The 13,715-nt window shown below is 68.7% G+C and carries 14 protein-coding genes and 1 pseudogene; 11 read left to right on the top strand and 4 right to left on the bottom strand.

All coding sequences use genetic code 11. The features are described from left to right. Positions 1-90: 90 nt before the first annotated feature. Together B3D50_RS11010 and B3D50_RS11015 are read left to right on the top strand one after the other, a co-directional pair. Positions 91-510, top strand: a complete 420-nt coding sequence (locus B3D50_RS11010) for a TadE/TadG family type IV pilus assembly protein (protein WP_269297041.1) — start codon at positions 91-93, stop codon at positions 508-510. Between the two features lies 1 nt (position 511). Continuing rightward, positions 512-2,164, top strand: coding sequence for a TadG family pilus assembly protein (locus B3D50_RS11015; RefSeq protein ID WP_286951227.1), 1,653 nt, complete (start codon positions 512-514; stop codon positions 2,162-2,164). Between the two features lie 21 nt (positions 2,165-2,185). Here B3D50_RS11015 and B3D50_RS11020 read toward each other — a convergent pair whose 3' ends face one another. Beyond that, positions 2,186-3,541, bottom strand: a complete 1,356-nt coding sequence (locus B3D50_RS11020) for a M23 family metallopeptidase (protein WP_138140736.1) — start codon at positions 3,539-3,541, stop codon at positions 2,186-2,188. 329 nt (positions 3,542-3,870) lie between these two features. Here B3D50_RS11020 and B3D50_RS11025 point away from each other — a divergent pair, with 329 nt between their 5' ends. The 4 genes from B3D50_RS11025 (at position 3,871) to B3D50_RS11040 (ending at position 8,062) form a co-directional block, all read left to right on the top strand. Then, entirely contained in the window at positions 3,871-7,089 is a 3,219-nt protein-coding gene (locus B3D50_RS11025; RefSeq protein ID WP_286951228.1) for an intermembrane phospholipid transport protein YdbH family protein, read from the top strand. A gap of 88 nt (positions 7,090-7,177) precedes the next feature. After that, positions 7,178-7,366, top strand: a complete 189-nt coding sequence (locus tag B3D50_RS11030) for a YnbE family lipoprotein (protein ID WP_040346241.1) — start codon at positions 7,178-7,180, stop codon at positions 7,364-7,366. 19 nt (positions 7,367-7,385) lie between these two features. Then, on the top strand, positions 7,386-7,745 hold the full coding sequence (locus B3D50_RS11035; protein ID WP_046652354.1) for a YdbL family protein: 360 nt from the start codon (positions 7,386-7,388) through the stop codon (positions 7,743-7,745). A gap of 8 nt (positions 7,746-7,753) precedes the next feature. Next, entirely contained in the window at positions 7,754-8,062 is a 309-nt protein-coding gene (locus B3D50_RS11040) for a hypothetical protein (RefSeq protein ID WP_286951229.1), read from the top strand. Positions 8,063-8,065: 3 nt separating this feature from the next. On the opposite strand, the gene B3D50_RS11045 is transcribed toward B3D50_RS11040, so the two are convergent. After that, positions 8,066-9,226: a DNA cytosine methyltransferase gene (locus tag B3D50_RS11045; protein ID WP_286951230.1), complete on the bottom strand. Its 1,161-nt coding sequence runs from the start codon at positions 9,224-9,226 to the stop codon at positions 8,066-8,068. Between the two features lie 96 nt (positions 9,227-9,322). Here B3D50_RS11045 and B3D50_RS11050 point away from each other — a divergent pair, with 96 nt between their 5' ends. The 5 genes from B3D50_RS11050 (at position 9,323) to B3D50_RS11070 (ending at position 12,973) form a co-directional block, all read left to right on the top strand. Further along, complete coding sequence (locus B3D50_RS11050) at positions 9,323-9,787, top strand: COG3650 family protein (RefSeq protein ID WP_286951231.1); 465 nt, start codon at positions 9,323-9,325, stop codon at positions 9,785-9,787. A gap of 82 nt (positions 9,788-9,869) precedes the next feature. Beyond that, positions 9,870-11,003, top strand: a complete 1,134-nt coding sequence (locus tag B3D50_RS11055; RefSeq protein WP_286951232.1) for an acyltransferase family protein — start codon at positions 9,870-9,872, stop codon at positions 11,001-11,003. 32 nt (positions 11,004-11,035) lie between these two features. Then, on the top strand, positions 11,036-11,566 hold the full coding sequence (locus tag B3D50_RS11060; RefSeq protein ID WP_046652349.1) for a CHAP domain-containing protein: 531 nt from the start codon (positions 11,036-11,038) through the stop codon (positions 11,564-11,566). A gap of 56 nt (positions 11,567-11,622) precedes the next feature. Continuing rightward, positions 11,623-12,465: a tryptophan 2,3-dioxygenase gene (locus B3D50_RS11065; RefSeq protein WP_286951233.1), complete on the top strand. Its 843-nt coding sequence runs from the start codon at positions 11,623-11,625 to the stop codon at positions 12,463-12,465. A 58-nt stretch (positions 12,466-12,523) separates the two neighbouring features. Next, complete coding sequence (locus B3D50_RS11070) at positions 12,524-12,973, top strand: PA2169 family four-helix-bundle protein (RefSeq protein WP_286951234.1); 450 nt, start codon at positions 12,524-12,526, stop codon at positions 12,971-12,973. Between the two features lie 130 nt (positions 12,974-13,103). Here the strand turns inward: B3D50_RS11070 and rplS are convergent, their stop codons facing one another. After that, positions 13,104-13,520 (bottom strand): 50S ribosomal protein L19, encoded by a 417-nt coding sequence (rplS, locus tag B3D50_RS11075; protein WP_286951235.1) that lies wholly within the window; start codon positions 13,518-13,520, stop codon positions 13,104-13,106. A 16-nt stretch (positions 13,521-13,536) separates the two neighbouring features. After that, a pseudogene (locus B3D50_RS11080) lies at positions 13,537-13,715 on the bottom strand (tRNA (guanosine(37)-N1)-methyltransferase TrmD); the annotation flags it as partial.

Consider the following 13,715-nt stretch of genomic DNA (forward strand, 5'->3'; position numbering starts at 1 on the left):
TGAGCGCCAGCGAGGGTTAGGGCGTGTTCATCACGCGCCTACATTCTCCTTTAAGTTGTGATAACGATGATCGTCGCGTCATGAGGTGCGATGATGCGAAGCTATGCACGTATCCGGGGCGCAGAGCGCGAGGGCGCAGCGGCGGTTGAGTTCGCCCTTGTAGGGCCGGTGTTCTTCCTGCTGCTGGTGGGGATGGTCGTCTACGGCGCCTGGTTCTGGATGGCGCATTCGGTCCAGTCGGCCGTATCCGAGGGCGCGAGGGCGGCGATTGCGGGGCTGGATGCGGCCGAGCGGGAACAACTTGCACGAGAGGTGATCGAGACGCAGCTGAAGGATCTCGGCCTCAAGGCCGCCGACGCGGTCGTGGGGGTGCGGGCCGAGCCGGGGCGGGTCAGGGTGGAGGTCGCCTATGATGCGGGCGGTCATCCGCTGATGGCCCTGTCGCCGCTGACCGTGCCGCCGCCCCGCACCATTCGCCGCGCCGCCGTCATCCGCGTCGAGGAGAGCTGAGATGCGCACGCGCCGACGTATGAACCGCTGGGGCGACGACCGGGGCGGGGTGGCCGTCATGGCGGCCGTGTTCGGCGCTCTGATCTGTATCGCAGCCGCCTTGGCGGTTGATGTGGGCTCCATGGTGCTGAAGGGGCGCGAGGTGCAGGGCGCGGCGGATCTGTCGGCCCTGGCCGCCGCCCAGACCCTGTCGCAGCCTTTGGCGTGGACCGAGGCCGCCGCCGCCGACACCGCCCGCGCCAATCTGGCGGATCTGGCGAGCGTGCGGCTTCAGCTCGGCGGCTATACGCCGGAGCGTCGGTTGAAGCCCGCTGCACGCTTCACCCCTGGCGCGGCCCGCCCCAACGCCGCCCGCGTGGTTCTGAGCGCGCCGGCGCCGCTCTATTTCGGCCGCTGGATCATGGGGCGCGACAGCGTGACGGTGTCCAAGTCGGCGACCGCGGCCCTGCCGGGCGGCCAACCCAGCGCCATGTTTTCCATCGGCTCGCGGCTGGCGAGCCTGGACGGGGGCCTGGCCAACGCCCTGTTGTCTGGCCTGTTGGGGAGCCATGTGTCGCTGACGGTGATGGATTATCGCTCCCTGGCCGACGCGCGGGTCAATCTGCTGCAATTCTCGGACGCCCTGGCGGCGGAACTGGGCGTCACCGCGGGCGACTATGACGCCTTGCTCGCGCATGAAGCCCAGACCGGCAAGGTGCTGAAGGCGTTGGAGGCCGTGGCCGGCTCGGGCGCCCAGAGCGCGCTGGGCAAGCTGACTCGCCTTCCGGCGAGCGCGACGGTGAAGCTGGATGAACTGATCGGCGTCGAGACGGATGCGCGCGAAGGCTTGCGGCGCGGACTGAACGCCGAGGTTTCGGCCATGGACCTGTTGATGGCGACGCTGCAGACCGCCAATCAGGAGCGTCAGCTGGCCCTGGACGTGGGCGCCCGCACGGGGCTGGCGGATATCGACGTCATGCTGGCCATCGGCGAGCGGCCCAATCGCGCGCCATGGCTGACCGTGACCAGCACCGGCGAGCCCATCATCCGCACGGTGCAGACGCGCCTCTATCTGAGGGCGACGGCGTTGGACAAAGTCCCGTTGGTCGGCCTGCTGGCGCAGGTCAAGGTTCCCATCCTGGTCGAGGCGGCCAGCGCCGAGGCGCGGCTGAAGGCGGTGCAGTGCCAGGGCGAGCCGCGTGTTTTGATCGAAACGCGGCCCGGCGTGGCCCGCGTGCGCCTGGGCGAGATCGACGAGAAGCGCCTGCGCGACTTCAAGTCCGAGCTCAAGGTCAGCCCGGCCAGGCTGGTGTCTGTGTTGCTGATCGCCGTCGAGGGCAGCGCCGATATTCAGGTCGCGGATATGGAATGGAGCGAGCTGCGCTTTACAGGAGCTGAGATCGGTTCGGCGCAACCCAAGAGCGTTAAGGCCAAGGGGTTTGCGAATGGGCTGCTGACGACCCTGTTGCGGGACACCAAGCTGACGGCCCTGGGCATACCGCTGCATCTGGTGACCCAACTTCTGGCGGCCGTTCTGACGCCGCTGGGGCCGGTGCTGGACAGCGTGGTTCAGCCGTTGCTGGAGTTGCTCGGCGTTCGGCTAGGCGAGGCCGACGTCTGGGTGCATGGCGTGCGCTGTCCGAACCAGGGCGGCGTTCCGCAACTGGTCGGCTGAGATCAGCGCTTGGAAGGGGGATCAGCCCTCGGCGGGACGCAGGCCGTTGGCGGCTTGCTGCACGGCGGCCGGACGGCGTTGGCCGCCGGCGGCGATGACGCGGTCGATGCGGGCCTTCTCGGCGCGGAAGGCGGCCAGATCGGCGCCCGCCAGGACGGTGCCTTCCTGGGTCTTGATGCCGGCCGGATTGATCCGCTGGCCGTTGCGCCAGATTTCATAGTGCAAGTGCGGACCGGTCGAGGCGCCGGTCGAACCGACGTAGGCCACGACCTGGCCCTGGGTCACGCGCTGACCGGCGCGCATGCCCGAGGCGAAGCGCGACAGGTGGCCGTAGCCGCTTTCCAGGCCGTTCGAGTGGCGGATGCGCAGCCAGTTGCCGTAACCGCCCCAGCGACGGGCCTCGACCACCACCCCGTCGGCGGGGGCTACGACCGGCGTGCCGGTGGAGGCGGCGAAGTCCATCCCCTGGTGCATCTTACGATAGCCCGAGATGGGGTGGGTGCGGACGCCGAAGTTGGAGCTGACGCGACGGAAGTTCTGCAGCGGGGTGCGCATCATGGCGGTGCGCGTGTTCTTGCCCGTAGCGTCGAAATACTGGGCCGTCTTCGAGCCGGCGGGCTGGAAGCGGTAGAAGGCGTGGCCCTTCAGCTCGGCGTAAAGCAGTTCGCCGGTTTCCACCGTGCGGCCCGATTCCGTGACCGTGCGGTCGAAGACCAGGGTGAATTCGTCCGACGCGCGCACGTCGCGCTGCATGTCGAACTTGTGGGCGAACAGCTGGCTGGCGCGACGCACCACGGCGGAGGTGGCGCCCAGTTCGCGGGCGCTGGCCGACAGGGAGCGCTGCACCTTGTCGTTGGCGACGACGGTTTCCTCGGTGATCTTCTCGTCCAGCGAGCGCAGGCGAAGGGCGCCGTCGAAGCTGCGCGACACGGTCAGCTGGCTGGCCGGGCCGGTGCGCATGGTCAGGCCGATCAGGCGGGCGTCGCCCAGGCCGCCGCGCGGCTTGGACACGGCGGTTTCGAAGCGCAGCCCCGCGCGCATGTCTTTCAGGTCGAAGGCGCTGGCGATGGTGGCGGCCACGGCGCGGGCCTCGTCGGCGCCGATGCCGGTGCGGCGCACGGCCTGCTCGAAGGTCTCGCCGCGGCGAATCTGGACGGGGATGGCTTCGGGGGCGGTCATGCCGGCCGGCGCGGCGGCGGCGGCGTAGGCCTGGGCTTCCAGCGATTCGATCTGCGCCGCGGTCAGGGCCGGAACTTCCTCGGCCTTCACCTGTTCATATCCACGACCGGCTAACAGGGCGATGCCTACAGCAGCGCAAGTCGTCAGCAGATGCGGCGCGAGCCGAACAGGCTGGCGGCGAGGATCGAACTGAGCCATGGGTCCCCGGCAAGTCGGCGACGCGTTACGCGCCAAAACAGTCGAATCTCGATGCGTCTGCCGATCGCCCGGCGAACGCGAAGCGAGCCGTATAGCCCGCACGTCCCATCTTGGGAAGATGGAATGTTACGATTGGTTAACGTGGCGGCGATGATGTGCAGTAATTTAGCGTTCTGCGTGAGTCTCACGCCAAACTTCGCCTTCTTGTAGTCGAGGTCGATTGGTAGTGGCGGAGGTGTCACGCCGCAGTGCTCATTCTGCAACGACTGTTGTTGTCGCGCATTCTGTGGCGTTGTTGCCCTTCCTGTTAAGTTGAACGCCGCGCTCCCTTGACCGACGACATCGCCACCTCAGGGTCCGACGCCGGACCCGATCATTCCTTTGGCGCGCCGTCCGGCAAGGGAAGGCCGCCGCGGCTGCGGCTGGCGGTCCGGACGCTGCTGATCCTGCTGGCTTTGCTGCTGGTGCTGGCGGCGACCCTCTATCTGAACCGGCGCGCGGCGGCGCGCGAACTGCTGGTCGGCTGGCTGGATCGCAAGGGCATAGACGCCGACGTTGAGGTCGAACGGCTGGAGCTCAACGGCTTCGTCGGCAAGGTCTCCATCGGCGACCCCAAGAACCCCGATTTCAAGGTCGAGCGAGTCGAGGTCGACTACGCCGTGGGCCTGCCGTGGTCGAAGGCCGGGCTGGGGGTGACGCCCAGCCGCGTCCGTCTGGTCCGCCCGATCGTTCGCGCGGCGTGGAAGGACGGCAAGCTGTCGCTGGGCAGCCTTGATCCCCTGGTCGAGGAGTTCACCGGCAGGCCGCCCAAGCCGGATTCCCGCGCGCCTCTGGTCATCGTCGAAGGCGGCCAGGCGCGGCTCGACACCGAATACGGCCCGGTTCGCCTGCTAGCGGACGCGCGGATCGACGACGGCAAGCTGATGCGGCTGTCGGGGCGGATGCCCGCCGCCTCGCTCAAGAGCGGCGAGACCGAGGCGCGCGGCCTGGCCGGGGTCATTGAGGTGACGACCGTGGGCGACCGCACGGCGGTGAAGCTGGACGCCCAGGCCGAGCGCTTCGCCTTGGCGGGCGTCGGCGGGCAGGGGGCGGCGCTCAGCCTCAGCGGCGACCTGCCCTACCCGGATATGAAGACCCGGCGCGGCGACGGGCGGATCGGTCTGACCGTGCGGCTGACGGCGGATGAACTGGCCGGCGCCGGGACAAGGGCGCGTCAGGCGGCGGCGACGATGAATTTCGCCGGGGCGGTCGAAGGCTGGCTCAACGCCTATAGCCTCAAGGGCGAGGCGAAGGCGTCGGCGACGGCGGACCGGCTTCAAGGCGAGGGTATGGAGGTTCGCCAGGCGGCGCTGGACCTTAATCGCCTGACCCTGTCGACGTCGGGCGGGACCGAGGGGCAGGAGATGAAATGGCGCGCGGCCTCGCCCTTGCGGCTGACGGCGGCGTCGGGCCGGTTCGGCGAGAACCGGCTGACCCAGGCGGTCGTCGCCTCGAACGCAATTGAGGCCGGGGGCAAAGGCGCGGCCTTTGAGGTTCAAGGGCCGGCGACCCTGACGGCGCGGCGGCTGGCGACCGGCGACGTGACGCTGGACGGGGCGCAGGGCCGCCTCGACTTCGACCTGGTGCGGGATTCCATCACGCGGATCAGCGCGACCGGCGCGCTGGGGGCTGATCGGGTTTCGGCGCCGGTGCTGGGCGCGCCGCTGGCCGACGATCTTCCGGAGCTGGCCGAGTTGAAGCGGGCGCTGCGCGCCTTCGCCCTGGACGCGCCTCAGGTGCGGCTGATCAGCGACAACGCCGGTGTCGAGCTGACCCTGCTGCGGCCGATCACCGCCCGCCCGGCCAACGGCGGCGAGTTGAGGCTGTCGGCGGCGACGGGGCCGGTCGTGTCCCTGACAGCGGGCGGGGCGACGCGCGGGGCCTTCAGCGTGGCGTCGATACGCGGCGGCGGCCTGCCCGAGGCGCGCTTCGACGGCGTTGAATGGCGGCTGACGCCGGGCGGCTTCGCGGCGAAGTTGAAGGGGCAGGCGGCGCTGGACTTCGGCCCGGCGCGCGGGATCGCCTTCAGCACCCAGGGCGAACTGGCCTCGGCGGGCGGGCGCCTGACCTATACGGCGAGCGACTGCATTCCGGTGACGCTGGACAAGCTCGACCTGGGCGAGAACTCGGTCGAGGCCGTGTCCGGCCGTGTTTGCCCAACGTCGGCGCCCTTGTTCACCGCCCGCAACGGCGCCTGGCGCGCTCAGGCGCGGCTGGCCGAGGTGGCGGCGACGGCGCCCGTCTTCGAGGTCGGCTTCACGGGCGCCGAGGGCGATCTGGTCGTCGACGGCGCGGCCAAGGGGCTGTCGATGCGGGTGGGCGTCAGCAAGGCCCAGGTCGCGGATACGGCCGATCCGGTCCGCTTCCTGCCGCTTCAGGCCAAGGGCGAGGCGCGGCTGGCGGGCGACGTCTGGACCGCCGGATTTGATCTCAGCCGACTGGAGTACGCCGTCGGCCGCGTCGAGGTGCGCCACGACGTTCAGGCCGAAGCGGGCGGGGCGGTGATCTCGGCGCCCAGCCTGGCCTTCACCGAGCATGGGCTTCAGCCGGACGACCTCAGCCCGCTCGTCGCCGACTATGTGAAGTCGCCGGTCGAAGGTTCGGCCGGGTTCGAGGGGCGGTTCGACTGGGCGGCCGAGGGCGCGACCAGTTCGGGCGTCCTGACGGTGCCGGAGCTGGATTTCACCAGCCCGGCGGGCAAGGTCCAGGGGCTGAAGGGGCGGGTGGAGTTCACCAGCCTGACGCCGCTGATCACCGCCCCGAACCAGACGCTGACCGCAGACCGGGTGCAGACGGTGACGCCGCTGACCGATCTTCAGCTCTCCTTCGGCCTGGACGAAAAGGCCCTGACCATCGGCGGCGGACAGATACAGGCGGCGGGCGGGCGCATCAGCGTCGAGCCCCTGTCCCTGCCGCTGACGCCGGGCGAAGGCTGGGGCGGGGTGGTCGTGGTCGAAGGCGTGCAGCTGAACGAACTGCTTAAGAGCGCCAATCTTCAGGACAAGGCCGAGTTCGACGCCGTGGTGTCGGGGCGGCTGCCCTTCACCTATGACCCCAAGGACGGCTGGCGCATCGTCGGCGGCGTGCTGAACGGGGTGCGGCCCGGCCGTCTGTCGATCCAGCCCGAGGTGTTCGACGACCTGGCCGCCGGCGGCGGAGGCGAGACGGGCGTGCCGCCCAACACCATGCAGGATCTGGCCTATCAGGCCATGCAGGATCTGGCGATCAGCGACCTGACCGCCGAGGTCAACAGCCTGGACCAGGGACGGCTCGGCGTTCGCTTCCGCATCAACGGCCGCCACGATCCGCCGGAGCGCGAGCAGCTTCGCCTGACCTTCATGGAGTTGATCCGTCGCGACTTCCTCAACAAGAAGCTGAATCTGCCGTCGGATACGCCGATCGATCTGACGCTGGACACGACGTGGAACGCCAACCAGATCATCTCGGATCTTCTGGAATACGCCCGGCGCGGCGAAACGCCCGTGCTGACGACGGATGAAACGCCTTGAGTCGCGGCCGCGCTTTGTTCAGAACCCATTCACACGCCGCAGCGTTTAGTGGCGATGACTTCCAACGCCGCCTTCGGAGACCGGCCCCATGATCAGCAAGCGTCAGATCGTCGCCATGCTCGGCCTCGGCGCCGTCAGCCTGGCCGCATGCGCGCCTACGGTGAACATCAAGTTCAGCGAGCCGCTGCAGATCTACGCCAAGCTGGACGCCGACATCCGCATCAAGCTGGACCAGGAACTGCAGAACCTGCTCCGCGAAAACCCCAACCTGTTCTGATACGAAAGGGGGCTTTGACATGACTTACCGCAAACTCTTCGTGGCTGTGGCCGCTGTCGCTGCTCTGGGCGTCGCCGCCGGCGCCGCCGTGGCTCAGACCGCCTCGCAGAAGGCTCTGGTCGATCAGGCCAAGGCCGCCGGCGCGGCGGGCGAGCAGGCCGACGGCTACGTCGGCGTGCGCACCTCGGTCGACGGTCCTACCCAGGCCGCCATCAGCGCGACCAACGCCGGCCGCCGCCAGGCCTACGCCCGCAGCGCCGCCGACGCCGGCACCTCGGCCGAAGTGGCCGGCGCCCGGATGTTCGAGACCCAGCTGCTGCCGCGCATCAGCTCGGGCCAGTGGTACAAGAACGCCCAGGGCCAGTGGGTCCAGCGCTGAGCTGAGCGATGACATCGACTTCCAGAGGCGGGCGGCTGGTCCGGCTTCTGCGGTCGTTGCTCTTCGCCGTCTCCATATCGGCCGTCAGCACGCTTGGGCTGGCGGCCTATTGGCGTCTGATCGGCGGGGGCGAGATGTCTCTGCACGGCTGGATCGCCATGGGGCTGGGCGTACTGGGCACGGTCGGCCTGGCCTGGGGGCTGATGGCCCTGGCCTTCCGCTCTGACCGCGACGGCTGGGACGATCAGGTCGACAATAGCTTGGACCCCGGCATCGAGAGCGCCGAGGACCGCAAGGACGACGACCCCTACTACTAACCTTCAGGCGGCGGCTTCCGCCTGACCGGAGAGGGCGGGCAGGAACAGGCCGCGCGCCAGGGCCTCCACCACCGGCACGGCCACGGCGTCGCCCATCAGCTTCAGCGCCGCGCTTTCGCTGGCGGGCAGGCGATAGGCGTCGGCGACCCCCATCAGCCGCGCGGCCTCGCGCCCGGTCAGCCGACGCATGGCGACGCGGCCGCCGTCGACGATCACGACGTACTGGCGCGATGAACCGCCCGACGGCGTGCGCAGGCATCCGGCCAGGCCGTCGAAGCGCATCTCCAGCCGTTGCAGCTTCTCGCCGTCCTTTGTCCGCACCCGGCGGAAGGCCGCGCCTACGCGCCGCTCGCCCGAGGCTTTGAGCGCCTCCAGCCGCGCGCGGTGCAGCGGCGACAGCATGGTCAGCAGGGTGTGCGTCTCCGCTTCGCTGAAACAGGGCGCCTCGGCCTCCAGAATGGCTGCCAGATCGAGGTTGCGGCGCGGCGGAACGGCCAGCCGCCACCAGGCCCAGTTCGCCTTCGCCGCTTCGGGCAACCGCTCCCAGGCGGCGATCAGGCGCGAGGAATGGAAGGGCTGGGCAGGAGCGGGCAGGCGCGGTCCATCGACGCCCCGCATGGCGATGATGAACAGGCGCGGGCGCGACTGCGGCAGCCACAGCCCGGCGTCGATCTCCAGGGCGCCGACCGCATAGCCCGCCTCGGCCATGGCCCCGCAGACGGCGGCGAAGTCCTGGCCCTCGCCCGAGGTCAGCAGGCCGAGGACGTTCTCCAGCACGATGACGGGTGGGGCGCGGCCTTCGGCGTCGAGCCCCTGCATCAGCTTCCAGAAGCCCCAGAAGGCGCCCGAGCGCTGGGCCTTCAGCCCGCCGCGCGCGCCCGCCAGGCTGACGTCCTGACACGGCGACGACGCCCAGCACAGGTCGGGCGCCCCCGGAACCTGATCCGGCGTCACCGCCCAGACGTCGGCGTGGATCAGCGGCGTCTCGGGATGGTTGGCGCGAAAGGCTCGCGTCTTGGCCGCGTCGATGTCGTTGGCCAGAACGGTGCGGAAGCCGACGCCGTCCAGGTTCAGCCCCAGCCCCGCCAGACCGCCCCCCGCGAAGAATTCGCAGGCGGTGAAGGCGGCGCCTGCGTCTGCGATGGGGGCGAGGCGAATCGGCATGAGAGGACATTAACCCAGGCGAGCCGCTTTGGCGCCTGTCTTGACGGAGGGGAGGCAAACCGGGACTTTGGCCGCGAATTTTCAGAAAGGACCGCCATGCGCGTCGCCCTCCTCTCCGCCGCCGCCTTGTCCCTGACTCTGTCTTTGGCCCTGGCCGCCTGTTCGCAGCCCGCCGAAAAGACGCCCGAGCCTGCCAAGGCCGAGCCGCGCGCCCTGGCGGGCGTCGATCTGGACCAGCCGGTGCGCGTGCTGGGAACCGAGCCCTTCTGGGCGGTGGAGATCAAGCCGGACGGCCTGACCTATTCCGGCGTCGACCGGGCCGAGCAGAAGGCCGCCAATCCCGGTCCGAGCCTGCAGGGCACGGTCGCCAGCTGGACCGCCAAGACCGAGGCCGGGACGGATCTGACCGTCACCCTGACGGCGACGGACTGTTCGGACGGCATGAGCGACCGCACCTATCCCCTGACCGCCAAGGTCGAGATCGGCGGCGAGACCCTGACCGGCTGCGCCGCCGCCACGGCCGCCATCGAGAGGGCCGGGGAGAGCGGCCGCGTAGAGTAAGGCGAAGCTGGCGCCCGGCTTGCATTGAGCGCTGTTATGCGGCCGGGCTGTCCCCGGTCGGTTCACCGGCCAGGATGGTCCCATGACGCCCGCAGCGACGCCGATCGACATTCGTCCCCTGACCTCGCTCAGGTTCCTCGCGGCCCTGTGGGTCGTGGTCTATCTGATGTGGCCCAATCTGGCGGTCGGCGGCATGCCCGCCCTGGCGGCCAAGGGCTATCTGGGCGTCGAGCTCTTCTTCGTCCTGTCGGGCTTCATCCTCAGCCACGTCTATCTGCAGGCGTTCGGCGAGAAGCGGTTCGGCTACAAGGGCTTCCTGTGGGCGCGCATCGCGCGGGTCTATCCGCTGCACCTGTTCACCCTGTTCGGCGTCATGGCCCTGGGGCTGGCGGCGACGGCGGCGGGCATGGCGATCGATTCCGGCATCCTCAGCTGGAAGACGCTGCTGCCCAACCTGCTGATGGTGCACGCCTGGGGCTTCGCCGGCGAGGCGGGGTGGAACCATCCCTCCTGGTCGATCTCGGCAGAGTGGTTCGCCTATCTGACCTTCCCCGTCTTCGCCGCCGCAGCGTGGAAGTTGCGGAACCGGCCGTGGCTGGCGACAGGGGCGGCGGCGCTGTTCCTTGCCGCCCTCTATGTCGGGTTTGAGCGCGTCGCCGGCTATCGCCTGACCGAGGCGACGTTCAAATGGGGCGCGCTGCGGATCGTGCCGTGCTTCGCCTACGGCTGCGCCCTCTACCTGGTCTATCGCCGGGCGCCGTTGCCGCGCGCGGGCCTGCTGGCCCTGGCGGCGGCGGTCGTGATGGCGCTCAGCGCCTCGCTGATGAGCTGGGACGGGATCACTGTCCTGTCCGGCGGCCTGCTGATCCTGGCCCTGGCCAGCATTCCCGCGGACAAGGCGGGCGTTCTCGGCTCCGCTCCTGCAGTCTATCTCGGCGAGATCAGCTATGCGGTCTATATGCTGTGCGCCCCGTGGCAGATCCTGGCGGTCAATGTCGCGGCGCGCCTGACCGGAGCGGAAGACAAACAGCTTCCTCTCGTATTGTGGCTGGCGGTCATCGCGGGCTTGATTGTCGCGGCGGCGATTGTTCACCAGCTGATCGAGCGCCCGGCCCGTCGTTTCCTGCGCGGATGGGCGGCGAAGCGGCGATCATCTGTGGATCAGCCGGGGAAACAGTCGGAAACAGTTCTTCAACATTCTGACCCTATCGTCTAAGGCTTGTCCGCGTTCAGTCGGGAGCACGCCAGATGATGAAACGGCTCACAGCCGCCGCCCTTGCGGCGACCCTTGGCTTCTTCGCCTTCAGCACGACCCCGGCCCAGGCCGGCGACCCCTATTGGCAGTGCGTGACCTTTGCGCGCATGTTCTCGGGGATTCAGATCTTCGGCGACGCCTGGACCTGGTGGCGTCAGGCCGTCAGCAAGTTCCGCACCGGCGACGCGCCTGAGACCGGCTCGGTGCTGGTGTTCCAGCCCCACGGCCGCATGAGCGCCGGCCACGTCGCCGTCGTCTCCGACGTCCTGACCGACCGCGTGATCCGCGTCACTCACGCCAACTGGGGCGGCAGCCGCGGCAAGGTCGAGGAAAACGTCACCGTCGTGGACGTCTCGTCCTCGGGCGACTGGAGCCGGGTGAAGGTCTGGTACAACCCGATCAACGATCTGGGCACGACCGTCTATCCGACCTACGGCTTCATCTACAACAACGCCCGCGACGCCTTCGCCAACGGCCGTCAGATGGCCGCCAACGCCGTCGCCGACGACCGCGCCGCCAACTAGTTTCTCAAGTCAAAAAGGGTCTGGCCCCGCCCGGCTGATCGGGCGATAGCTGGCGCATGACCGAAGCAAACGACATCCGCGGACACGCAATCGAGACGGCCAAGCATGAGCCGCAGGGCGTGACCTACGCCGGCTATCTGGCGCTCGACGACATCCTGTCCGCCCAGAAGCCACGCTCCGACCAGCATGACGAAATGCTGTTCGTCATCATCCACCAGACCAAGGAACTGTGGCTCAAGCAGATCCTGCACGAGGTGGCGCTGGCGCAGACGCTGGTGCGCGCGGGCGATCTTGTGCCCGCCTACAAGAGCCTGGCCCGCGTCAGCCGCATCCAGTCGGTGATGACCCAGAGCTGGGACATCCTGGCCACCATGACGCCTGCCGACTACCTGAAGTTCCGCGGCGACCTGGGCGCCAGTTCGGGTTTCCAGAGCGACCAGTTCCGTCGTCTGGAGACCATGCTGGGCCTGAAAGACCCGCGCTTCCTGCGCTTCCACGCCGAACGCCCGGCCGCTCATGCGGCGCTGCAGGCGGCCCTGGAGGCGCCCAGCCTCTACGACGACGCCCTGCTCCAGCTGGCCAAGGCGGGCCTGCCGGTGCCGGAGGCCGTGCTCAACCGCGACGTCAGCCAGTCCTATGAGGCGAACGAGGGCGTCGAGGCCGCCTGGCTGGAAGTCTATCGCGACACCGAGCGCTGGTGGCCGCTGTACCAACTGGCCGAAAAGCTGGTCGATCTGGACGACGCCTTGCTGACGTGGCGGCACAAGCATGTGGTCACGGTCGAGCGCATCATCGGCCGTCGCCAGGGCACGGGCGGCACCGACGGCGTCGGCTATCTGGTCGAGACGCTGAAGCGCCGCTGCTTCCCCGAGTTGTGGTCTCTGCGCACCAAGCTGTGACGCTGGAAACCTTCGCCGTCGGCAGGGGTTTCCTTGTGGACAGCAACGGAGGTTTTCGATGGCCGGCAACAGCCACGACATCAAGGCCCTCAACGGTTTGGTCGAGGGGCTGGTCGACAGCGCCGACGGCTATCATCGGGCGGCCGTGGAGGCGGCGGACGACGCTTATCGCACCTGGTTCGAGGCGCGGGCGGCTGAGCGGCGTCGTCTGGCCGAGGCGTTCAAGGCGGCGGTGCGCGAACGCGGCGGATCGCCGGAAGAAGACGGCTCCATCCTGGCCAAGGCCCAGCGGGCCTTCATGGATGTGAAGCACGCCCTGCTGCGCAACGACGCCTCAGTGCTCGGTATGGTCGAAAGCGGCGAGGATCAGCTGAAGATGCGCTTTGAGCGCGCGCTGTCGGATGACGCCCTGTCGGCGACGACCAAGGAGACCATCCGCCGCGCCTACGACGAGGTCCGGGCGGGTCGCGGCCAGCTGAGCGCCCTGAAACAGGGACTGGCGGGCTAGAGGTGTAGACGATTCGCCATATTAGTTGTGCATCCCTCTCCCGCCGGGAGGGGGACAAGCGTGAACAACAAAAAAGCCCCGGCGTTTCCGCCGGGGCTCTTGATCTTCAGCGCGAAGCCGAAGCCTGAAATCAGGCCTCGTCGCCGGCCTTCTCGGCCGTGCCGGTGGCCGGGACGGCGACCTTGCGAGCCGTCTGGCGCTCGGCGATACGGGCCGACTTACCGCGACGGTCGCGCAGGTAGTACAGCTTGGCGCGACGGACGACGCCGCGACGCTTCACTTCGATGGAGTCGACGTTCGGCGACAGGATCGGGAAGCGACGCTCCACGCCTTCACCGAAGGAAATCTTGCGGACCGTGAAGGTTTCGTTCACGCCGCCGCCGTCACGGGCGATGCAGACGCCTTCGAACGCCTGGATGCGTTCGCGCTCGCCTTCTTTGATGCGCACGTTGACGCGCAGGGTGTCGCCCGGCTGGAATTCGGGGATGGTCTTGCCTTCGAGCAGGCGGGCTTTTTCTTCGGCAGCGAGCTGCTGGACGATGTTCATAGTGTCTCTCCGGAGCTTATTTGCTCTTTAGCTGTAAGTTGGCGAGATGCCGCTCCCAGAGATCCGGGCGCCGCTCCCGCGTGGTCTTTTCCCTTTGCTCCTGGCGCCATTTGGCGATCTTCTTGTGATCGCCTGACAACAGGATCTCGGGGATGTCGTGGCCCTCGAACGTCCGCGGTCGCGTGTACTGCGGAT

Source organism: Brevundimonas sp. UBA7507, from assembly GCF_002478355.1.
In the GTDB taxonomy this organism is placed as follows: domain Bacteria; phylum Pseudomonadota; class Alphaproteobacteria; order Caulobacterales; family Caulobacteraceae; genus Brevundimonas; species Brevundimonas diminuta_D.

What these genes read in the sequence shown, in the direction of transcription:
- B3D50_RS11015 (WP_286951227.1), top strand. Translation starts at nt 512, where the DNA reads ATGCGCACGCGCCGACGTATGAACCGCTGGGGCGACGACCGGGGCGGG.
- B3D50_RS11060 (WP_046652349.1), top strand. Translation starts at nt 11,036, where the DNA reads ATGATGAAACGGCTCACAGCCGCCGCCCTTGCGGCGACCCTTGGCTTC.
- B3D50_RS11070 (WP_286951234.1), top strand. Translation starts at nt 12,524, where the DNA reads ATGGCCGGCAACAGCCACGACATCAAGGCCCTCAACGGTTTGGTCGAG.
- B3D50_RS11010 (WP_269297041.1), top strand. Translation starts at nt 91, where the DNA reads ATGATGCGAAGCTATGCACGTATCCGGGGCGCAGAGCGCGAGGGCGCA.
- B3D50_RS11055 (WP_286951232.1), top strand. Translation starts at nt 9,870, where the DNA reads ATGACGCCCGCAGCGACGCCGATCGACATTCGTCCCCTGACCTCGCTC.
- B3D50_RS11030 (WP_040346241.1), top strand. Translation starts at nt 7,178, where the DNA reads ATGATCAGCAAGCGTCAGATCGTCGCCATGCTCGGCCTCGGCGCCGTC.
- B3D50_RS11050 (WP_286951231.1), top strand. Translation starts at nt 9,323, where the DNA reads ATGCGCGTCGCCCTCCTCTCCGCCGCCGCCTTGTCCCTGACTCTGTCT.
- B3D50_RS11035 (WP_046652354.1), top strand. Translation starts at nt 7,386, where the DNA reads ATGACTTACCGCAAACTCTTCGTGGCTGTGGCCGCTGTCGCTGCTCTG.
- B3D50_RS11045 (WP_286951230.1), bottom strand. Translation starts at nt 9,226, where the DNA reads ATGCCGATTCGCCTCGCCCCCATCGCAGACGCAGGCGCCGCCTTCACC.
- B3D50_RS11065 (WP_286951233.1), top strand. Translation starts at nt 11,623, where the DNA reads ATGACCGAAGCAAACGACATCCGCGGACACGCAATCGAGACGGCCAAG.
- rplS (WP_286951235.1), bottom strand. Translation starts at nt 13,520, where the DNA reads ATGAACATCGTCCAGCAGCTCGCTGCCGAAGAAAAAGCCCGCCTGCTC.
- B3D50_RS11020 (WP_138140736.1), bottom strand. Translation starts at nt 3,541, where the DNA reads ATGGCTCAGTTCGATCCTCGCCGCCAGCCTGTTCGGCTCGCGCCGCAT.
- B3D50_RS11040 (WP_286951229.1), top strand. Translation starts at nt 7,754, where the DNA reads ATGACATCGACTTCCAGAGGCGGGCGGCTGGTCCGGCTTCTGCGGTCG.